General features: G+C 75.9%; 4 protein-coding genes. 2 read left to right on the forward strand and 2 right to left on the reverse strand.

Annotated features, from left to right (window positions below; all coding sequences use genetic code 11):
• The first annotated feature begins 19 nt into the window (after positions 1–19).
• Together ACWENQ_RS14435 and ACWENQ_RS14440 are read left to right on the forward strand one after the other, a co-directional pair.
• Positions 20–15,067 (forward strand): amino acid adenylation domain-containing protein, encoded by a 15,048-nt coding sequence (locus ACWENQ_RS14435; RefSeq protein ID WP_452414468.1) that lies wholly within the window; start codon positions 20–22, stop codon positions 15,065–15,067.
• On the forward strand, positions 15,064–15,279 hold the full coding sequence (locus ACWENQ_RS14440; protein WP_354905160.1) for an MbtH family protein: 216 nt from the start codon (positions 15,064–15,066) through the stop codon (positions 15,277–15,279). Before ACWENQ_RS14435 ends, ACWENQ_RS14440 begins: the two co-directional genes overlap by 4 nt.
• Before the next feature lie 18 nt (positions 15,280–15,297).
• Here the strand turns inward: ACWENQ_RS14440 and ACWENQ_RS14445 are convergent, their stop codons facing one another.
• Positions 15,298–17,121 (reverse strand): ABC transporter ATP-binding protein, encoded by a 1,824-nt coding sequence (locus ACWENQ_RS14445; RefSeq protein WP_452414469.1) that lies wholly within the window; start codon positions 17,119–17,121, stop codon positions 15,298–15,300.
• Entirely contained in the window at positions 17,118–18,935 is a 1,818-nt protein-coding gene (locus ACWENQ_RS14450; protein WP_452414470.1) for an ABC transporter transmembrane domain-containing protein, read from the reverse strand. The genes ACWENQ_RS14445 and ACWENQ_RS14450 overlap by 4 nt, the downstream gene beginning before the upstream one ends.
• Positions 18,936–19,039: the final 104 nt, after the last annotated feature.

Consider the following 19,039-nt stretch of genomic DNA (forward strand, 5'->3'; position numbering starts at 1 on the left):
TGACGTGAAAGGCAGCCAGATGTCCGTACTTCCGCTGACCGGAGCCCAGACCGGAATCTGGCTGGCCCAGCAGTTAGCGCCGGACAGCCCGGCCTACACCATCGGCGGCTACGTGGAGCTCGCGGCCGACGTGGCGCGGCTGGCCGGGGCGATCAGGCAGGCCGTGACCGAGGCGGAGAGCCTGCACGTGGTGTTCGCCCAGGACGAGGCCGGCCCTGTCCAGATCACCAGGCCCGCGGGCGACTGGCCGCTGCCGGTCCTCGACCTGGCGGAGGCGGACGCGCGGGCGTGGGTGGCGGCCGACCTCGCGCGGACCGTCGATCCGGCCCGCGGGCCGATGTTCGCCCACGCGCTGCTCAGGCTGGGCGACGGCCGGCTGTGGTGGTACCAGCGGTACCACCACCTGGTCACCGACGGCGCCGGGATGCTGCGCCTCATCCAGCGCGTGGCCGCCCTGTACGGCGGCGGCCCCGACGCAGGCGTCGACTGGTCGCTGCCCGCGCTGGTGGCGGCCGACGCCGGCTACCGAGCCTCCGCCGGGCACGCGGCCGACGCCGCGTACTGGCACGGCAGGTTGGCGGGCCTGCCCGACGAGCCTGCCAGGCTGGTGGAGTGCCCGCCCGCCCAGGCCGGCGGCGTCCTGCGCCGCACGGTGGAGCTGTCGCCGGAGCGTTCCGACGGGCTGCGCGCGGCGGCGGCCGCGCTGGGCACCCGGCTGTCGCGGCTGGCCATCGCGGCCGTGGCCGCCTACCTGCACCGGGCGAGCGGCGAGCGTGACCTGGTGCTGGGCCTGCCCGTCGCGGGCAGGCTCCACGGCGAGGACTCCCCCGCCCTGATGTCCAACGTGCTGCCGCTCAGGCTCGCCGTCAGCCCCTGGACCACGGGTGCCGAACTGGTCGCGGCCGTGGCCGAGGAGGTCGGGTCGCTGGGCGCGCACGCCCGCTACCGGGGCGAGGACCTGGCCAGGGAGCTGGGCCGCGTCGAAGGGCTGCGCTCGCTGATCGGGCCCACCGTGAACGTCATGCCGTACCACGAGGGGATCAGGTTCGGCGACGGCGACTGCGTCATCCACCACCTGTCCCTCGGGCCGGTCGGCGACCTGTCCGTGGCCGTCTACGACCGGCCCGCGGGCCAGGGGCTGCGGATCGACCTCGACGCCGACGCCGCGGTGTGCGACCCCGAGGCGCTCGCCGAGCACGAGCGGCGCCTCCTGCTGACGCTGGAGGCGCTGGCCGAGCGGCCCGACACGCCGCTCGGCGGCATCGACCTGGCGCCCGTGCCCCCGTTCGTCCCCCTGCCCGGCGACCTGCCGGAGATCTCGTGGACGGCGGCGTTCGAACGGCAGGCCGCGCACGCGCCCGGCAGGCTCGCCGTGATCTGCGAGTCGGAGCGGCTGACCTACGGCGAGCTGAACGCCAGGGCCAACCGGCTCGCCCACACGCTGCGCGCGCAGGGCGTCGGCGCCGAGGACGTCGTCGCGGTGGCGCTGCCCCGCTCGGCCGACCTGGTCGTGGCGCTGCTCGGCGTCATGAAGGCGGGCGCCGCCTACCTCCCGCTGGACGCCGACCAGCCGGCCGACCGGCTGGCCTTCATGGTGGCCGACGCCGGTGCCCGCCTGCTCGTCACGGTCTCGGGCCACGCCGCCGACCTGGAGCTGCCCCGCCTGCTTCTGGACGCCCTCCCGCAGGCGGCCGACACCGACCCGCCCGAGGGCGCGCTGCACCGGGCCGCCTACGTCATCTACACCTCCGGCTCGACCGGCCGGCCGAAGGGCGTCGTGCTCTCCCACGAGGGCGTCGGCGCCCTCATCGCCACCGCCGTCGAACGGCTCGGCGTCGACTCCTCCAGCAGGGTCGCCCAGTTCGCCTCCGTGGGCTTCGACGTGGCCGTCTGGGACCTGGTGATGTCGCTGTGCGTGGGCGGCACCGTCGTCGTCGTGCCGTCCGAGCGGCGCGTGGCCGGCGAGGAGCTGACCGGCTACCTGGCCGAGCACCGGGTCACCCACATGATCCTGCCGCCGTCGCTGGTGGCGGCGCTGCCCGCCGGGTGCGCGCTGCCCGAGGACGGCGTGCTGGTCGTCGGCACCGAGACGGTCCCCGCCGAGCTGGTCGCCCGCTGGAGCGAGCGCATGCGGGTCGTGGCCGCCTACGGCCTGACCGAGGCCACGGTCAACTCCACGCTCTGGCTCGCCGAGCGCGACTGGGCGGGCCCCGTGCCGATCGGCGTGCCGGACCCGGGGACCCGCTGCCACATCCTCGACGCGGCGCTGCGCCCGCTGCCGCCCGGCGTCACCGGCGAGCTGTACGTCGGCGGCCTCGGCCTGGCCAGGGGATATCTCGGCAGGCCGGGGCTGACCGCCGAGCGGTTCGTCGCCGACCCGTTCGGCGCGCCGGGCGAGCGGATGTACCGCACCGGCGACCGGGCCCGCAGGCGCGCCGACGGCACCATCGACTTCCTCGGCCGCGAGGACGGTCAGCTCAAGATCCGCGGGTACCGCATCGAGCCCGGCGAGGTCGAGAGCGTCCTGATGAGCCACCCCGCGGTCGCCCAGGCGGCGGTCGCCGCCGTCGAGGACCACCGGGGCGTCAGGCGGCTGGTCGGCTACGTGACGGGCGACGGCGGCCTCGACCCCGCCGACCTGCGGCGGCTGGCGGCCGGCGCGCTGCCGGAGTACATGGTGCCCGGCACGATCGTGGTGCTCGACGGGCCGCTGCCGCTCACGCCGAACGGCAAGCTGGACCGCAAGGCGCTGCCCGCGCCCGAGTGGACGGCGCAGGCGGGCGACACCGCCCCCGAAACCCCCGCCGAGCGCGTGCTGGCCGGGCTGTTCGCCGAGGTCCTCGGGCTGCCGTCGGTGGGCGCGCACGACAGCTTCTTCGAGCTCGGCGGCGACAGCATCGTCGCGATCCAGCTGGTCAACAAGGCCAGGCGGGCGGGTCTCGCGATCACGCCGCGGGAGGTCTTCCAGCACAGGACCGTCGCCGCGCTGGCGCGGGGGCGCGGCCAGGCCGTACCCGAGCAGGCTCATGACGCGGGCGTCGGCCTGGTGCCGGAGACGCCGATCGTCGGCCGGCTGCGGGAGGTGGGCGGGCCGATCGACGGCTTCCACCAGTCGGTGACCGTGCGCGTGCCGGACGATCTGGACGAGGGCCAGCTCACCGGGGCGTTGCAGGCCGTCCTCGACCATCACGGCATGCTGCGCGCCCGGCTGCTGCGCGGCGAGGACGGCTGGCACATGGAGGTGCCGCCGCCCGGCACGGTCCAGGCGGGCGGCCTGGTGGCCGGCGACGGGGTCGAGGCCGCCGTCGGCCGGCTGGACCCGGCGGCGGGCGTGATGCTGCAGGCGGTGTGGTCGCCGGACGAGCGGCGGCTGTCGCTGGTGGCGCACCACCTGGTGGTGGACGGCGTCTCCTGGCGCATCCTGCTGTCCGACCTGGCCCAGGCCGCGCGGGCGGTGGCCGCGGGCGAGCCGGTGGAGCTGCCGCCGGTCGGCACCTCGTTCGCGCGCTGGTCGCGGCTGCTGGCCGAGGACGCGCCGACCCCCGCGCGGCAGGCGGAGCAGCAGGTCTGGCGGCGGACGCTCGCCGGGCCGGTGCCGTCGCTCGGGCTGCGGCCCCTCGACCCCGCGACCGACACGGCCGCGCGCGAGCGCAGGCTGACCGTCGTCCTGCCCCCCGACGGGACGACGCCACTGCTGACCGACGCCCCGGCCGCCTACCACGGCACCGTCAACGACGTGCTGCTGACCGCGCTGGCGGCGGCCTTCGCCCGCCGTCAGGGCGCCGGCGGCCTGCTGGTCGACCTGGAGGGGCACGGCCGGGAGCAGGACGCGGTGGCGGGCGATGCCGACGTGACCCGCACGGTCGGCTGGTTCACCAGCCTGTTCCCCGTCAGGATCGACGGCGGCGACGTGGCGTGGGAGGAGTTCCGCGCCGGCGGCCCGGGGGTGGGCAGGGCGCTCGGGCGGGTCAAGGAGCAACTGCGCGCCGTCCCGTCGGCCGGTCTCGGTTTCGGGCTGCTGCGGGGCGCGCTGGGCGACCTGCCGACACCGGAGGTGCTGTTCAACTACCTGGGCCGGTTCAGGGCGGACGGCGGCGCGGACTGGGAGCCGGCCGCCGGGGCGGAGCCGCTGTCGGCCGGGCGCGACCCCGGCATGCCGCTGACCCATCACCTCGAGGTCAACGCGATCGTCCGCGACGGCGCGTCCGGGCCCGAGCTGAGCGCCACCTGGTCGTGGCCCGAAGGGGTCCTCGACCGGGCCGACGTGGCGGAGCTGGCCGGCGCCTGGCTGGAGGCGCTGCGCGGGATCGCCGCCCACGTGGCCGGGCCGGCGGCGGGCGGGCACACGCCGTCCGACTTCCCCCTGGTCACGCTCGACCAGGAGGAGATCGACGCGCTGCCCCGCGACCTGGAGGACGTCCTGCCGGTGACGCCGCTCCAGCAGGGCCTGTACTTCCACTCGCTGTCCGACCCCGACGTCTACACCGTCCAGCAGGTCGTCGAGCTGGCCGGACCCGTCGAGCCCGCCACGCTGCGCCGCCGGGTGGAACGCCTGGTGGACCGGCACGCGCCGCTGCGCGCCGGGTTCCTGCAGCGCGCCGACGGCAGGGTCGTGCAGTACGTGGCCGGCCGGGTCACGGTCCCGTGGGCGGAGGTCACCGGCGCCGACGTCGACGAGATCGCCGCGCGGGAGCGGGCCCGGCCCTTCGACCTGGCCGCGCCGCCGCTGCTCAGGGCCGCCCTGGTCAACGGGCGGACGCTGGTGCTGACCCTGCACCACCTGGTCGCCGACGGCTGGTCGGTGCCGATCATGCTGCGGGAGCTGCTGGATGAACACCTCGGCGAGGTCACCCCGTACCGCGACTACTTCACCTGGCTGCGCGACCGCGACGACGAGGCGGCGGGGCGGGCCTGGCGTCGGGCGCTGGAAGGGCTCGACGAGCCGACACTGCTCGGCCCGCGGTACGGGGCCGGCGCGCCCGGCCAGATCACCTTCGAGGCCGGCGCGGACCTGGCCGGCTGGGCACGGGCGCGCGGGCTGACGCTGAGCACGCTCGTGCAGGGCGCGTGGGGGCTGCTGCTGGGCCGGCTGACCGGCCGCCACGACGTCGTCTTCGGCAGCACCGTCTCGGGCCGGCAGGCCGCCGTCGAGGGCGTCGAGTCGATGGTCGGCCTGCTGGTCAACACCATCCCCGTACGGCTGGCCTGGCGCCCCGGCGACCGTCCGGCCGACCTGCTGGCCGGGCTCCAGGACGCGCAGGCGCGGCTGCTGGACCACCAGCACCTCGGCCTGGCCGACATCCAGCGGATCACCGGGTGGGGCACCCTGTTCGACACGCTGGTGGCGGTCGAGAACTATCCCGTCGAGGGCGACATGGGGGCGATCGCGGGCGTGGACGTCCGCGACGGCTCCCACTACCCGCTGTCGCTGACCGTCGTGCCGGGACGGCGGACCACCTTCAGGCTCGACCACTCCATCGGCGCCAGCGCCGCCGCGCGGGTGGCGCGGGCGCTGCGGCACCTGCTGGAGGAGCTGGTCACCGCCGGCGAGCGCCCCGTGGGGCGGCTCGACCTGGTCGAGCTCGAGCAGGCGCGCCTGCTGGGCGGGCCCCGTGAGGTACCGCCCACGACGCTGGCCGCCGCGTTCGCCGCCCAGGCGGCCACGACGCCCGACGCCACCGCGGTGATCTTCGGCGAGGAGGAGGTCTCCTACGCCGAGCTGGACCGCAGGGCGCAGGCGCTCGCCGTACGGCTGGCGCGACGCGGCGTCGCTCCGGGCGGGTTCGTCGCCGTGGCGCTGCCCCGCTCGCCCGACCTGCCGGCCGCCGTGCTCGGCGTGCTGCGGGCGGGCGCGGCCTACGTGCCGCTGGACCTCGACCATCCGGCCGAGCGGCTGGCGTACATGCTGGCCGACTGCGGCGCCCGCGTGGTGGTCACCGACGGGTCCTTCCCCGAGCACGAGGGGGTGGAGCGTGTCCTGGTCGGCGGCCCCTCGATCGGCCCCGCGAGCGATCTTTCGAGCGACCCTTTGAGCGACCCCTCGAGCGATCTTTTGAGCGGCCCTTCGAGCGACCCATTCCGCGGCCCCTTGAGCGGCGCCGAGAGCGGCACCCGTAGTGGCGCCGGCGGCAGCGAGGGCGGTCCCGACGGTGGTGGGGGCCCGCTGCGCGCTCCCGCGCCGGACGACCCCGCCTACCTCATCTACACCTCGGGCTCGACGGGCCGGCCCAAGGGCGTGGTGGTCACGCACCGCGCCATCGTCGGCCACCTGGCGTGGGCCCAGGACCTGTTCGCCATGGACGGCACCGACCGGATGCTGCAGCAGGCGTCGGCGAGCTTCGACGCCTCGGTGTGGCAGATCTTCTGGCCGCTGTGCTCCGGCGCCGCCGTGGTGCTGGCCGAGCCCGGCGGGCACGTCGATCCGGCCTACCTGGCCGGGCTCGTCAGGGACCACGGGGTGACCGTCCTCGACATCGTGCCCTCGATGATGAGGGCCTTCCTGTCCACCGACGAGGTCACGCGGGATCCGGGCTGGGCTGCGAGCCTGCGCAGGGTCTTCGGCGGCGCCGAGGCGCTGACCGCGGGGTTGGCCCGCCGCTGGCGGGAGCTGACCGGCGTCCCCGTCGACAACTGCTACGGGCCCACCGAGGCGACCGTCCAGGTCACCTGGTGGGACGGCGACGAAGGTGGCGGCACAGACGGCGGCACAGACGGCGGCACGGACCGCGGCACGGACAGCGGCACGGACAGCGGCACGGACCGCGACACGGCCGTGCCAATCGGCGGGCCGGTCTGGAACACCGGGCTGTACGTCCTGGACGTCTGCCTGCGCCCGGCGACCGAAGGCGAGCTCTACATCAGCGGCGCGCAGCTCGCCCTCGGCTACCACGGCAGGACGGCGCTTACCGCCGAGCGGTTCGTCGCCGACCCGTTCGGCCCGCCGGGCACGCGCATGTACCGCACGGGCGACCTGGTGCGGCTGCGCCCCGACGGGGCCCTGGAGTACACCGGCAGGACCGACCACCAGGTCAAGATCCACGGCAACCGCGTCGAGCTCGGCGAGGTCGAGGCGCGCCTGGCGGCCCTGGACGGCGTCGCGCAGGCCGTGGTCGTCGCCCGCGACCACGGCGGCGCCACCCGCCTGGTCGGCTACGCCGTCCCCGAGCGGGGCGCCCGCCTCGACGGGGCGGGGTTGCGCGCCGCGCTGGCCGCCGCGCTGCCCCCGCCGATGGTACCGAGCGCGGTGGTGACGCTGGAGCGGCTGCCGCTGACGCTGAACGGCAAGGTGGACCGCGGCGCCCTGCCTGTTCCCGAGGTGGCGCCGCGGGCCGTGCGGGCACCGCGGACCGAGCGGGAACGGCTGTTCTGCGACATCTTCACCGCCGTGCTCGGCACCGAGGCGGGCCTCGACGAGGACTTCTTCGCCCTCGGCGGTGACAGCATCGCCTCGATCGCCGTCTCCGGCCGGGCCAGGAAGGCGGGCCTGGCGGTCAGCCCCAGGGACGTCTTCACCTGCCGGACGCCCGCCGCGCTGGCGGCCAGCGCGGAGGCCACCATGGAGGCCACCGCGGAGGCCACCATGGAAGCCACCGCGGAGGAGCACGGGGCGGCCGAGCTGATAACGCTGACCGCCGAGGAGCACGAGAGCGTGCGGCGCGTCTGCCCCGTCCCGGTCGAGGACGTCTGGCCGCTGTCGCCCTTGCAGGAGGGCATCCACTTCCACTCCAGCTACGACACCGCCGCCGTCGACGTCTACACCTCGCAGGACGTCTTCGAGTTCGCGCGGCCCGTCGACGCCGACCGGCTGCGCGCGGCGTGCGCGGCGATGCTGGCCCGCAACCCGAGCCTGCGGGCGGGCTTCACCGCCGAAGGGCTGTCGCGTCCCGTGCAGTTCATCGGCGCCGGGGTGGAGCCGCCGCTGCGCGAGATCGACCTGTCGGCGCTGCCGTGCGAGGAGCGCGACCGGATGGTCGCCGAGCTGCTGGCCGAGGACAGGACCACCCGGTTCGACCTGGCCGCCCCGCCGCTCATGCGGCTGCTGCTGATCCGCCTCGGCGAGCGCGACCTGCTGGTGCTGAGCCACCACCTGATCCTGTGGGACGGCTGGTCGGGTTGGCTGGTGCTCGAACAGCTCCTCGGCGACGCCGCGGCGGCGCCCGCCGCCGGCACCTACCGCGACTACCTGGCCTGGCTGGCCACGCAGCCCGCGGGCGAGGCGCTGACCGCCTGGCGCGCGGCGCTGTCGGGGCTGGAGGAGCCGACGCTGGTACGGCCGGCCGACGACGGCCTGCGCCCGGAGATCCCGGTGAACCTCGACGTCGTACTGCCCGCGGAGCTGGGCGAGGGCCTGCGCGCGCTGGCCCGCGAGACGGGACTGACGCTCAACACGCTGCTCAACCTCGCCTGGGGACTGGTGCTCGCGGCCACGGTCGGCCGCGACGACGTGGTGTTCGGCGCGGCGGTGGCCGGCCGGCCGGTGGCGGTGCCCGACGTGGAGAACGTCATCGGGATGTTCCTCAACACGGTGCCGGTGCGGATCGGGTTCGACCCGCGCGAGCAGGTGCTCGAGCTGGCGCGGCGGGTGCAGGACGAGCGCGTGGCGCTGATGCCGTACGAGCACGTCGGGCTGGGCGAGCTGCATCGGGAGAGCGGCCACCGGCGGCTCTTCGACACCCTCTTCGTGCTGCGCGAGGCGGGCGGGCAGGAGCGGATGGCGGAGTTCACCGGCCGGCACGGGATCGTGAACGTGTCGGCGGTCGACGCCACGCACTACCCGCTGACGCTCATCGTGACCCAGGGCGCCCGCCTGCGCGTGACGCTGTCGTACCGCCCCGACGTGGTCGGCGGCGCCGAGGCCGGCCGGGTGCTCGACCGGTTCACCACCGTGCTCGGGCGCCTGGTGGCGGCGCCGCGGGCGCTGGTCGGCACCGTGGACCTGCTGCTGGAGGGCGAGCGGCGGCAGGCGGCACCGGCCCGGCCGCTGCCCCCGGTGACGGTGGCCGAGCTGCTGTCGGAGCAGGCCGCGCGCACCCCCGGCGAGGTGGCGCTCGTCTTCGGCGCCGAACGCTGGACCTACGCCGAGCTCGACGCCCGCGTCGACAGGCTGGCCAGGCTGCTGCTGGAGCACGGCGCGGCGCCGGAGCGGGTGGTCGCGCTGGCGCTGCCGCGCTCGGCCGACATGGTGGCGGCGCTGTTCGCCGTGCTGCAGACCGGCGCGGCCTACCTCCCGCTGGATCTGGAGTACCCGGCGGAGCGGCTGGCCTTCATGCTGGAGGACACCTCGCCCGTCTGCGTGGTGACCACGGGATCGGTGGCGCTGCCCGAGACCGGGGTGCCGCGCATGCTGCTCGACGACCCGGCGACCGCCGCCCGGCTGGCCGCGCTGCCGGCGGGCGTGCCGTCCGACGCCGAGCGGCCCGGCTTCGCCCGCGGCCTGCCGTACCGGCTCGAGCATCCCGCCTACGTCATCTACACCTCCGGGTCGACCGGCAGGCCGAAGGGCGTCGTCACGCCGTACCGCGGCCTGACGAACATGCAGTTCAACCATCGTGAGGCCATCTTCGGGCCGGCCGTCGCCGCCGCGGGCGGCAGGCGGCTGCGCATCGCCCACACCGTCTCCTTCGCCTTCGACATGTCGTGGGAGGAGCTGCTGTGGTTGGTGGAGGGGCACGAGGTCCACGTCTGCGACGAGAACCTGCGCCGCGACGCCGAGGCCCTGGTGGCCTACTGCGACAGGGAGCGCGTCGACGTCGTGAACGTCACGCCCACCTACGCCCACCACCTGATCGACCAGGGCCTGCTCGACGGCCACCGGCCGCCGCTGGTGCTGCTGGGCGGCGAGGCCGTCTCCGAGACGGTGTGGACGGCGTTGCGCGACAGCGAGGGCACCGTCGGCTACAACCTGTACGGGCCCACCGAGTACACGATCAACACGCTCGGGGCGTCCACGGACGACAGCGCGACACCCGCCGTGGGCAGGCCGATCTGGAACACGACGGCGTACGTGCTCGACGCGGCGCTGCGCCCGGTGCCGCCCGGCACGCCGGGCGAGCTGTACATCGCGGGCGTGGGCCTGGCCCGCGGCTACCACCGCAGGCCGGGACTGACCGCCGCGGCCTTCGTCGCCGACCCGTTCGGCGCGCCGGGTGAGCGGATGTACCGCACGGGCGACCTGGTACGGCAGCGCCCCGACGGCGTCATCGACTTCCTCGGCCGCACCGACGACCAGGTGAAGATCCGCGGCTACCGGGTGGAGCCGAGCGAGGTCGCGGCGGCGATGGAGGAACACCCGCTGGTCTCCCACGCGGCGGTCGTCGCCGACGGCGGCCGGCTGCTCGGCTACGTCGTGCCGCGCGAGGAGGGCGCGGACCTCGCGGTGGTGCGGGCGGCGCTGAAGGAGCGGCTGCCCGGCTACATGGTGCCCGCCGCGCTCGTCGCGGTGGACCGGCTCCCGCTCACCGTGAACGGCAAGCTCGACGTGCGCGCGCTGCCCGCACCCGCCCTCAGCGGCGGTCAGGAGAGCCGCCCGCCCCGCACGGCGCGCGAACGGGTGCTGTGCGAGCTGTTCGGCGACCTGCTGGGCGTGACGGGCGTCGGGATCGACGACGACTTCTTCGACCTGGGCGGCCACTCGCTGCTGGCCACCCGCCTGGTCAGCAGGGCGCGCGCGGCCCTCGGCGCCGAGCTGGCGATCCGCGACCTGTTCGAGGCGCCGACCGTGGCCGAGCTGGCCGCCAGGGTCGGCGGGCAGGACGCCAGGCCCGCCCTGACGGCCGCGGCCGACCGGCCCGCCGAGCCGCCGCTGTCGTTCGCGCAGCGCCGGCTCTGGTTGATCGAGCAGCTGGAAGGGCCGTCGGCGCTCTACAACTTCCCGCTGGTGATGCGGCTGCGCGGCGAGCTCGACGTCGAGGCGTTGCGGGCCGCGCTGGCCGATCTGGCGGCCCGGCACGAGGCGCTGCGCACGCTGATCGTCGAGCGGGAGGGCCGCCCCTTCCAGCGGGTGGTGCCGGCGGCCGAGGCGGTCCCCGTCGTCGAGGTGGTCGAGGCCACGGCGGCGACGCTGGAGCCGACGCTGGAATCGGTCGTCGCCCGGCCGTTCGACCTGGCCGCCGAGCTGCCGCTACGGGCCACCGTGGTCCGGCTGGGCGCGCGCGATCACGTGGTGGCGCTGCTGCTGTACCACATCACGACCGACGAGTGGTCGGACGGCCCGTTCCTGCGTGACCTGTCGGCCGCCTACACCGCCCGCCGCGGGGGCAGGGCGCCCGCGTGGGAGCCGCTGCCCGTGCAGTACGTCGACTACACGCTCTGGCAGCGGCGGCTGCTCGGCGAGCGGACCGACCCGGACAGCGTGGCCGCCCGCCAGCTGGCCTTCTGGGCCGAGACGCTGCGCGGCGCCCCCGAGCGGCTGGAGCTGCCCACCGACCGGCCGCACCCCGCGCCGGCGGCCGCGGGCGGCGAGCTGCGGGTCGAGTTCGGCGCCGAGGACAGCCGGCGGCTGCGGCGGCTGGCCCAGCGCTCGGGCGCGAGCATGTTCATGGTCTGCCACGCGGCGGTCGCGGCCCTGCTGCACCGCCTCGGCGCCGGTGCCGACCTGCCGCTCGGCGTGCCGGTCTCCGGCCGCGCCGACGAGGCGCTGGACGACCTGGTGGGCTTCTTCGTCAACACGCTCGTGCTGCGCGCCGACGTGTCGGGCGACCCGACCTTCGCCGAGCTGGTCGCGCGGGTCAGGGAGCGGGCCCTGGCCGCCTTCTCCCATCAGGACGTGCCGTTCGAGGCGGTCGTGGAGGAGCTCAACCCGGTCCGCTCGCCCGGCCGCAACCCGCTGTTCCAGGTGATGGTCGGCTACCGCAACCGCGGCGCCGACGACTTCGCGCTGGCGGGCCTGGAGGTGCTGCCCGCGCCGGTGTCCGCGAGCACCGCCAAGTTCGACCTGGTGTTCAGCTTCGTCGAGGACGAGGCGATCTCCTGCGTCGTCGAGTACCGCGCCGACCTGTTCGACCGGTCCACGGTGGCGGCCATGGGGGCGCGGCTCGCCGGCCTGGTCGGGACGGTCGCCGCCGACCCGTCGGTCAGGGTCGCCGACATCGACGTGCTCACCCCGCGGGAGCGGGAGCTGGTCGTCACCGGCTTCAACGCGACCGACCGCGAGGTGGCCGAGCAGACCCTGCACGGCATGTTCCTGCGCAGGGTCGCCGAACGCCCCGGCGCCGTGGCGGTGGTCGAGGGGGACCGCTCGGTCGGCTACGCGGAGCTCGACGCCCTGTCCGACCGGATGGCGGCGATGCTCGCCCATCACGGCGTGCGGGAGGAGAGCGTGGTCGGCGTGGCCGTGCCGCGCTCGGTGGACATGGTGGCGGTGATGCTCGGCGCGCTCAAGCTCGGTGCCGCGTTCCTGCCCCTCGACCTGGCCCACCCCGCCGACCGCCTGGCGTACATGGTCGGCGACTCGGGGGCGAAGGTGGTCGTGGCCGCGCAGCCCGTCGAGGGCCTGGACGTGCTGCTGCTCGGCGACGCGCCCGACGGGCGGTGGCGGGCACCCGCCTACCCGGAGGTGGCGCTCGACCAGGCGGCCTACGTCATCTACACCTCCGGCTCGACCGGACGCCCCAAGGGCGTGGTCGTCACGCACGAGGGGATCGGCAGCCTGGTCGCCACGGCCGTCGACCGCATGGGGCTCACCCCCGACAGCAGGGTGCTGCACTTCGCCTCGATCGGGTTCGACGTCACCGCCTTCGAGCTGAGCATGGCCCTGTGCCACGGCGGCAGCCTCGTGCTCGTCCCCGACGCGGCCAGGGTGCCAGGCCACGAGCTGACCGGCTTCATGACCGAGCACGAGATCACCCACGCGATCCTGCCGCCGTCGCTGGTGGCGGCGCTGCCGGCCGGCTGCGAGCCGCCCGAGGGCTGCACGGTGCTGGTCGGCACCGAGACGGTCCCGCCGGACGTGATCGAGCGCTGGGCGGGCCGGCTGCGCCTGCTGGCCGCCTACGGGCTGACCGAGGCGACGGTGAACTCCACGCTGTGGGCGGCCGAACCGGGCTGGGCGGGAGCGGTGCCGATCGGCGTGCCCGACCCCAACACCCGCGCCTACGTGCTCGACGAGCGCCTGCGCCCGGTGCCGCCTGGGGTGGCCGGCGAGCTCTACATCGCCGGGCGCGGGCTGGCGCGCGGCTATCTCGGACGGCACGGCCTGACCGCCGAGCGGTTCGTGGCCTGCCCGTACGGCCCGCCCGGCGCCAGGATGTACCGGACCGGCGACCGGGCCCGCTGGCGCGCCGACGGCAACCTCGACTTCCTCGGCAGGGCGGACGACCAGGTCAAGATCCGCGGGTTCAGGATCGAGCCGGGCGAGATCGCCGGCGCGATGACCAGGCACCCGATGATCTCCCAGGCGGCCGTCGTCACCGACACGAGCGGTCCCGAGCCGCGCCTGGTCGGCTACGCGGTCGCGGCGGGCGGCCCGCTCGACCCCGCCCAGGTGCGGTCGCACGTCGCGGCGCTGCTGCCCCCGGCCATGGTGCCGTCCGCGGTGGTGGTGCTCGACCGGCCGCTGCCGCTGACGCCCAACGGCAAGCTGGACCGGGCCGCGCTGCCGGCGCCCGACTGGTCGGCGCTGACCGGTGCCACCCGCCCGCGCACCGGGCGGGAGCACGCGCTCGCCGAGCTGTTCGCGGAGGTGCTGGGCCTGCCCCAGGTCGGCGTCCACGACAACTTCTTCGAGCTCGGCGGCCACTCGATGTCGGCCATGCGGCTGCTCGGCAGGATCCGCACGACGCTGGACGCCCGGCTCACGCTGCGGGCCGTCTTCGACGCGCCCACCGTCGCCGAGCTGGCCGCCCGCCTCGACGAGAGGGATCTCGGCGAGCGGGCCAGGCTGCGCCGGCGGGAGCTGCCCGCCGCGCCGCCCCAGGAGTGGCAGCACGCCAGGACGGGGGCCGGGCGGCCGCACGACATGGCCTTCGCGCTCCGCTCCCCCGATCCAGGCGCCGCGGCCGCCGCGCTCGCCGACGTAGCAGCGCGTCACGAGCCGCTCCGCACGGCCGTCGTCCGCGGGGACGGCGGGCTCGTCCAGGTGCCGGCCGCGCAGTGGCTGGAACACGTCGAGGTGCCCGACCTGGACGAGGGACTGCACGCGCTGGCGGGCGAACCCGCCGACCTGGAGGGGCGCGCGCCGCTGCGGGCCAGGCTGCTCACCGACCGCTGGGGCGCGCGGGCGCTGCTGCTGACCATGCACTACCTCGCCGTCGACGAGTGGTCGGTGGTGCCGCTCCTGCGCGACTTCGCCGCCGCCTACGCGGCCCGGCGGCGGGGCGCCGCCCCGGCGTGGGAGCCGCTGCCGGTCGGCTACGCCGACTACACGCGGTGGGCGCACGAGGTGACCGACGGCGCCCAGCTCGAGCACTGGCGGCAGGCGCTGGACGGCATGCCGCGCGCCGTCGCGCTGCCGTACGACCGGGCCGGTGAGGGGGTGCGGGGCGACCACGTCGGCGTCACGCTCGACGCCGGCCTGCACGCGGCCATCGACGCGGTCGCCGCCGAGAGCGGCACCAGCATGTTCATGGTGCTCCACGCGGCGTTCGCGACGCTGCTCACCCGGCGGGGGGCGGGCACCGACCTGCCGATCGCCTCGCTGGTCGCGGGCCGTACCGAGGAGGAGCTGACCGGCCTGGTCGGCTGCTTGTTCAACACCGTGGTGCTGCGCACCGACACCTCCGGCGAGCCGGCCTTCCGCGAGCTGCTCGCCCGGGTGAGGGAGACCGACCTGGCCGCGCTCGACCGGCAGGACGTGCCGTTCGACCGGGTGGCCAGGGCGCTGGGCCTGCGGCCGCCGCAGGTGATGATCGTCCATCACGAGCAGGCCGACACCGGCGAGCTCGCCTTCGAGCACGTGCCGACGGGAGCGCTCAACGCCGACCTGACGCTGAGCTTCTTCGAGCCGCGCGGCGACGGTCCGGTGGAGTGCCTGCTGGAGTACGCGACCGACCTGTTCGACCGGGCCACGATCCAGTCCATGGCGGACGAGCTGGTCCGCATTCTGCACACCGAAGTGAGGAGCAACGCATGAGCACGAACCCGTTCGAGGACCGGGACGGCCGATTCCTGGTGCTGGTCAACGACGAGGAGCAGCACTCGCTGTGGCCCTCGTTCGCCGAGGTGCCCGCCGGGTGGCGGGTGGTGTTCGGTGAGGAGACGCGGGAGGCGTGCCTGGAGTACGTGGAGACCCACTGGACCGACCTGCGCCCCCGCAGCCTCGTCGAGGCGACGAGGCAGGACTGACCCGCCGGCCTGGTCCGGTCACCCCTGGCGGTGGCCGGACCAGGCGGCCCACAGGGTCGCGTAGCGGCCGCCGGCCCGCACGAGCTCGTCGTGCGTGCCTGTCTCGGCCACCCGGCCCTCCTCCAGCAGCACGACGCGGTCCGCGGCCGCGGCCTGGGTGAGCCGGTGGGCGACGACCAGCGCGGTCCTGCCCTCGATCGCGGCCGCCGCCGACGCCTCCAGCGCCCTCGCGCCCGCGCTGCCCGCCTCGGCCGTCGCCTCGTCCAGCACCACCACCGGAGGGTCGGCGAGCACCAGCCGGGCCAGCGCCAGCTGCTGGGCCTGGGCCGCGGTGAGCCGGTGGCCGCTGTCGCCCACCACCGTGCCGAGCCCCTCCGGCAGCGCCCGCGCCCACGCCAGCGCGCCGACACGGTCGAGCGCGGCGACCAGCTCGGCCTCCTCGGCGTCCGGCTTGGCCAGCCGCAGGTCGTCGGCGAGCGGGCCGGCGAAGACGTGCACCTCCTGGGTGAGCAGCGCGACGTCGCGGCCCCCGCCCCCGACGCCGATCGAGCCGCTGCCGGGCGGGTGGATGCCCGCGATCAGCTTGGCCAGCGTGGTCTTGCCCGCCCCGCTGGCGCCCACCAGCGCCACCGTCTCCCCCGCGGCGATGTCCAGGCAGACCCCGCGCAGCACCGGACGGCCGCCGCGGTAGGCGTACCCGACGTCACGGACGCGCACCTCAGGCGCGGCCGTGCCCGAGGCGAGCGGCGGGGCGGGCGCGGGGGCGGCCTCCACCACGCCCACCAGTCTGGCCAGGCCCGCCCCCGCCGCCTGCGCGTCGTCGACCAGGCCCAGCGCGATGTTGATCGGGGTGAACAGGCTGTGGAAGTACAGCGCGGCGGCGCCTGCCGTACCGACCGTGACGCCGCCGCCGCGCACCAGCAGGAAGCCGGTCACCAGCACCGCCGACAGCCCGACCCACTCGGCCAGGTTGAGCCTGGCGTAGAACCGGGTGACCAGCCTGACCCCGGCCACCGCCAGGTCGACCGCGGCCCGCGAGCCGACCCCCACCAGGCCGACGTGCCGCTCGGCCAGCCCGAACGCCCTGACGGTCGGCGCGCCGCCGACCGTGCCGAGCAGTTGCTGCTGCTGCGCGCCGACGGCCACCCGCTGCGCCGCGTACAGCGGGACGGCGCGGCGCACGTACCAGCGCAGCGTGTGCGCCTGGATCGGCACCGCGAGCAGCGCGACGAGCAGGAAGCGCCAGTCGAGGACCGCCATGCCGGCCAGGGTCAGGACGATCGTCAGCAGCGAACGGGCCAGCGCGGGCAGCGCGTCGCGGACCGCGTTGGTGATTACCGCCACGTCGCCGGTGACGCGGGCGGTCAGGTCGCCGGAGCCGGCCCGCTCGACCTGCTCCAGGGGCAGCCGCAGCGCCCTGTCGACGAAGCGTTCGCGCAGGGTGGCGAGCATCCCCTCGCCCAGCCTGGCCACGAGCGAGACGCCGACGGCGCTCGCCACGCCCTGGCCGGCCGCGATCGCCACCAGCCAGACGACCGGCTCGGTGACCGCGTCCGCGGGCCTGCCCTGGACGACCAGGTCGATGATGTGGCCGAGCACCGGCGCGGTGAGCAGGCCGACGCCGGTCGCCACGATCAGGACGGCGAAGCCGGCCAACGCGGTGACCCGGTGCGGGCGGGCCAGCCGCCACACCGCCGCCCTGGTGCGTGCCGCGGTGGCGGTGGGCAGCAGCTCGCGCTCCCCGCCCTTCGCCGGGGCGCCGCCGGGCGCGGGCCTGCTCTCCTCAGCGGTCACGTGCCGCGCCTCCTCCGTCGTCGCCTGCTCGCTCTTCGCGGCCGTCACGTCAGCACCGCCGCCCGGTAGGTCTCGTGCTCCTGGACGAGGTCGGCGTGGGTGCCGTCCGTCACCAGGTCACCGTCCAGGAAGATCACCCTGTCGGCCGCCGCCAGCAGCGCCGGGCTGGTGGCCACCATGACCGTGGTGCGCCCCGCCCTGGCCGTCCTGATCCCCTGGGCGATCGCGGCCTCGGTGGCCGCGTCGACCGCGGTGGTCGGGTCGTGCAGGACCAGCACCGGAGGGGCGGCGGCCAGCGCTCTGGCCAGCGCCACCCGCTGGCGCTGGCCGCCCGACAGCGACAGCCCGCGCTCGGTGAGCAGGGTGTGCGCGCCGTCCGGCAGCGCCGCCGCGACCTGGTCCGCGGCCGCCGCCGCCATCGCCGAGACCACGGCACGGGACACCGGGCCGTGGCCGGACCGCGCGGCGGCGTCGCCCTTCTCCGGCAGGAGGCCGTCACCCTGAGCGGTGGCGCCCTTCTCCGGCAGGAGGCCGTCACCCTGGGCGGCGGCGACGTCCTCCGGCAGGAGGGCGTCATCCTGCGCGGCCGCGGCGACGTTGTCCAGCAGGGTGCCCTCGAACAGGTCCGCGTCGTGCGCGGCCACCACGATCGCCCGGCGCACCCGTGCGGGCTCGACGCTCGACAGCGGCACCCCGTCCAGCTCGACGGTGCCCGACCCCGGGTCGGCCGTCCGGCCGAGCACCTGCAGCAGCGCTGTGGCCACCGCCGGGTCGGTCGTGACGACACCCAGCAGCTCCCCCGGCGCCACCTCGGCGCTCAGCCCGCGCAGGGCGCCGTGGGAGACGTCCTTGATCACCAGCCCGCCGCGCACGACCTCGGGCAGCTCGCGCGAGCCCCCCGCCACCGCCGGCGGCGCGGCCAGCACGGAGGCGATCCTGGCGGCCGACGCCCGGCCCTGGGCCAGCTCGCCGTTGGCCCAGGCCAGGATCGACAGCGGGGTGAGCAGGAACTGGGCCAGCCCGACCGCCGCCACCAGCTGGCCGACGCTGATGTCGCCCTGCGCGGCCAGCCGCCCGCCCACCAGCGCCACGATCGCGAGGAAGACGCCGGTGAGGATCAGCATGCCGCCGTCGTGCCAGGCCTGCGCCCTGGCCGCCCGCACGGTCGCGGCCAGGGCGTCGCGGCTGGTCCGCCGGTACCTGTCGACCGCCGCCCGCTCGGCGCCGATGCCCTTGAGCACCCGCAGTCCTGCGACCAGGTCGGCCGCCACGCCCGAGGCGCGCGCGGCGCGTTCCTGCTCGGCGCCGCTGCGCCGTTCCAGCGGCTTGCCGAGCAGGTGCGCCAGCGCCAGCAGCGGCGGGACGCCCAGCAGGACCAGCAGGCCGAGCGGTACCGACACCATCAGCAGCGCCACGCCGCCGGCCACCAGCCCGGCCAGGGCCGCGACGCCCGCGGTCAGGGCGACGTTGACGGCGCCCACCCGCTTGGCGTCGGAGGTGGCGACGGAGACCAGCTCGCCCGGCAGCCGGCCGGTCTCGGCGCCCGCCCCTGGCGCCAGTACCCGGCTGGTCAGCGCCAGGCGCAGCTCGTGGGCGGCCAGCTCGGCGGCCTTCTCCGCGGCGCGGGCGCTGAAGCGGTAGCTGAACGACAGCCCGGCGAAGGTGAGCGCGAGGACGGCGATCCAGCCGGCGAGCGCACCGCCGTCACCGCCGGAGATCGCCTGGTCGATCACCACGCCGACCACGACGGGGACCAGGGCCTCGCCGGTCTGATGGCTCGCGGCGAGCAGCGCTCCGCTCGCGGTCTGTCTCCACTGTCCGGTGATGGCACGTCGCAGGACGTCACGGCCTTCGCAGGGCACCCGGGGTTCCTCCGGTCGTCGCGCGCGGGGGTTCGCACTAAGGTGAGCCTAACCTAATCATCCGGATCACCGAAGCCTCCCATCGGCTCCGATTTGCCTTGCCG

The organism is Nonomuraea sp. NPDC004354, assembly GCF_053602555.1.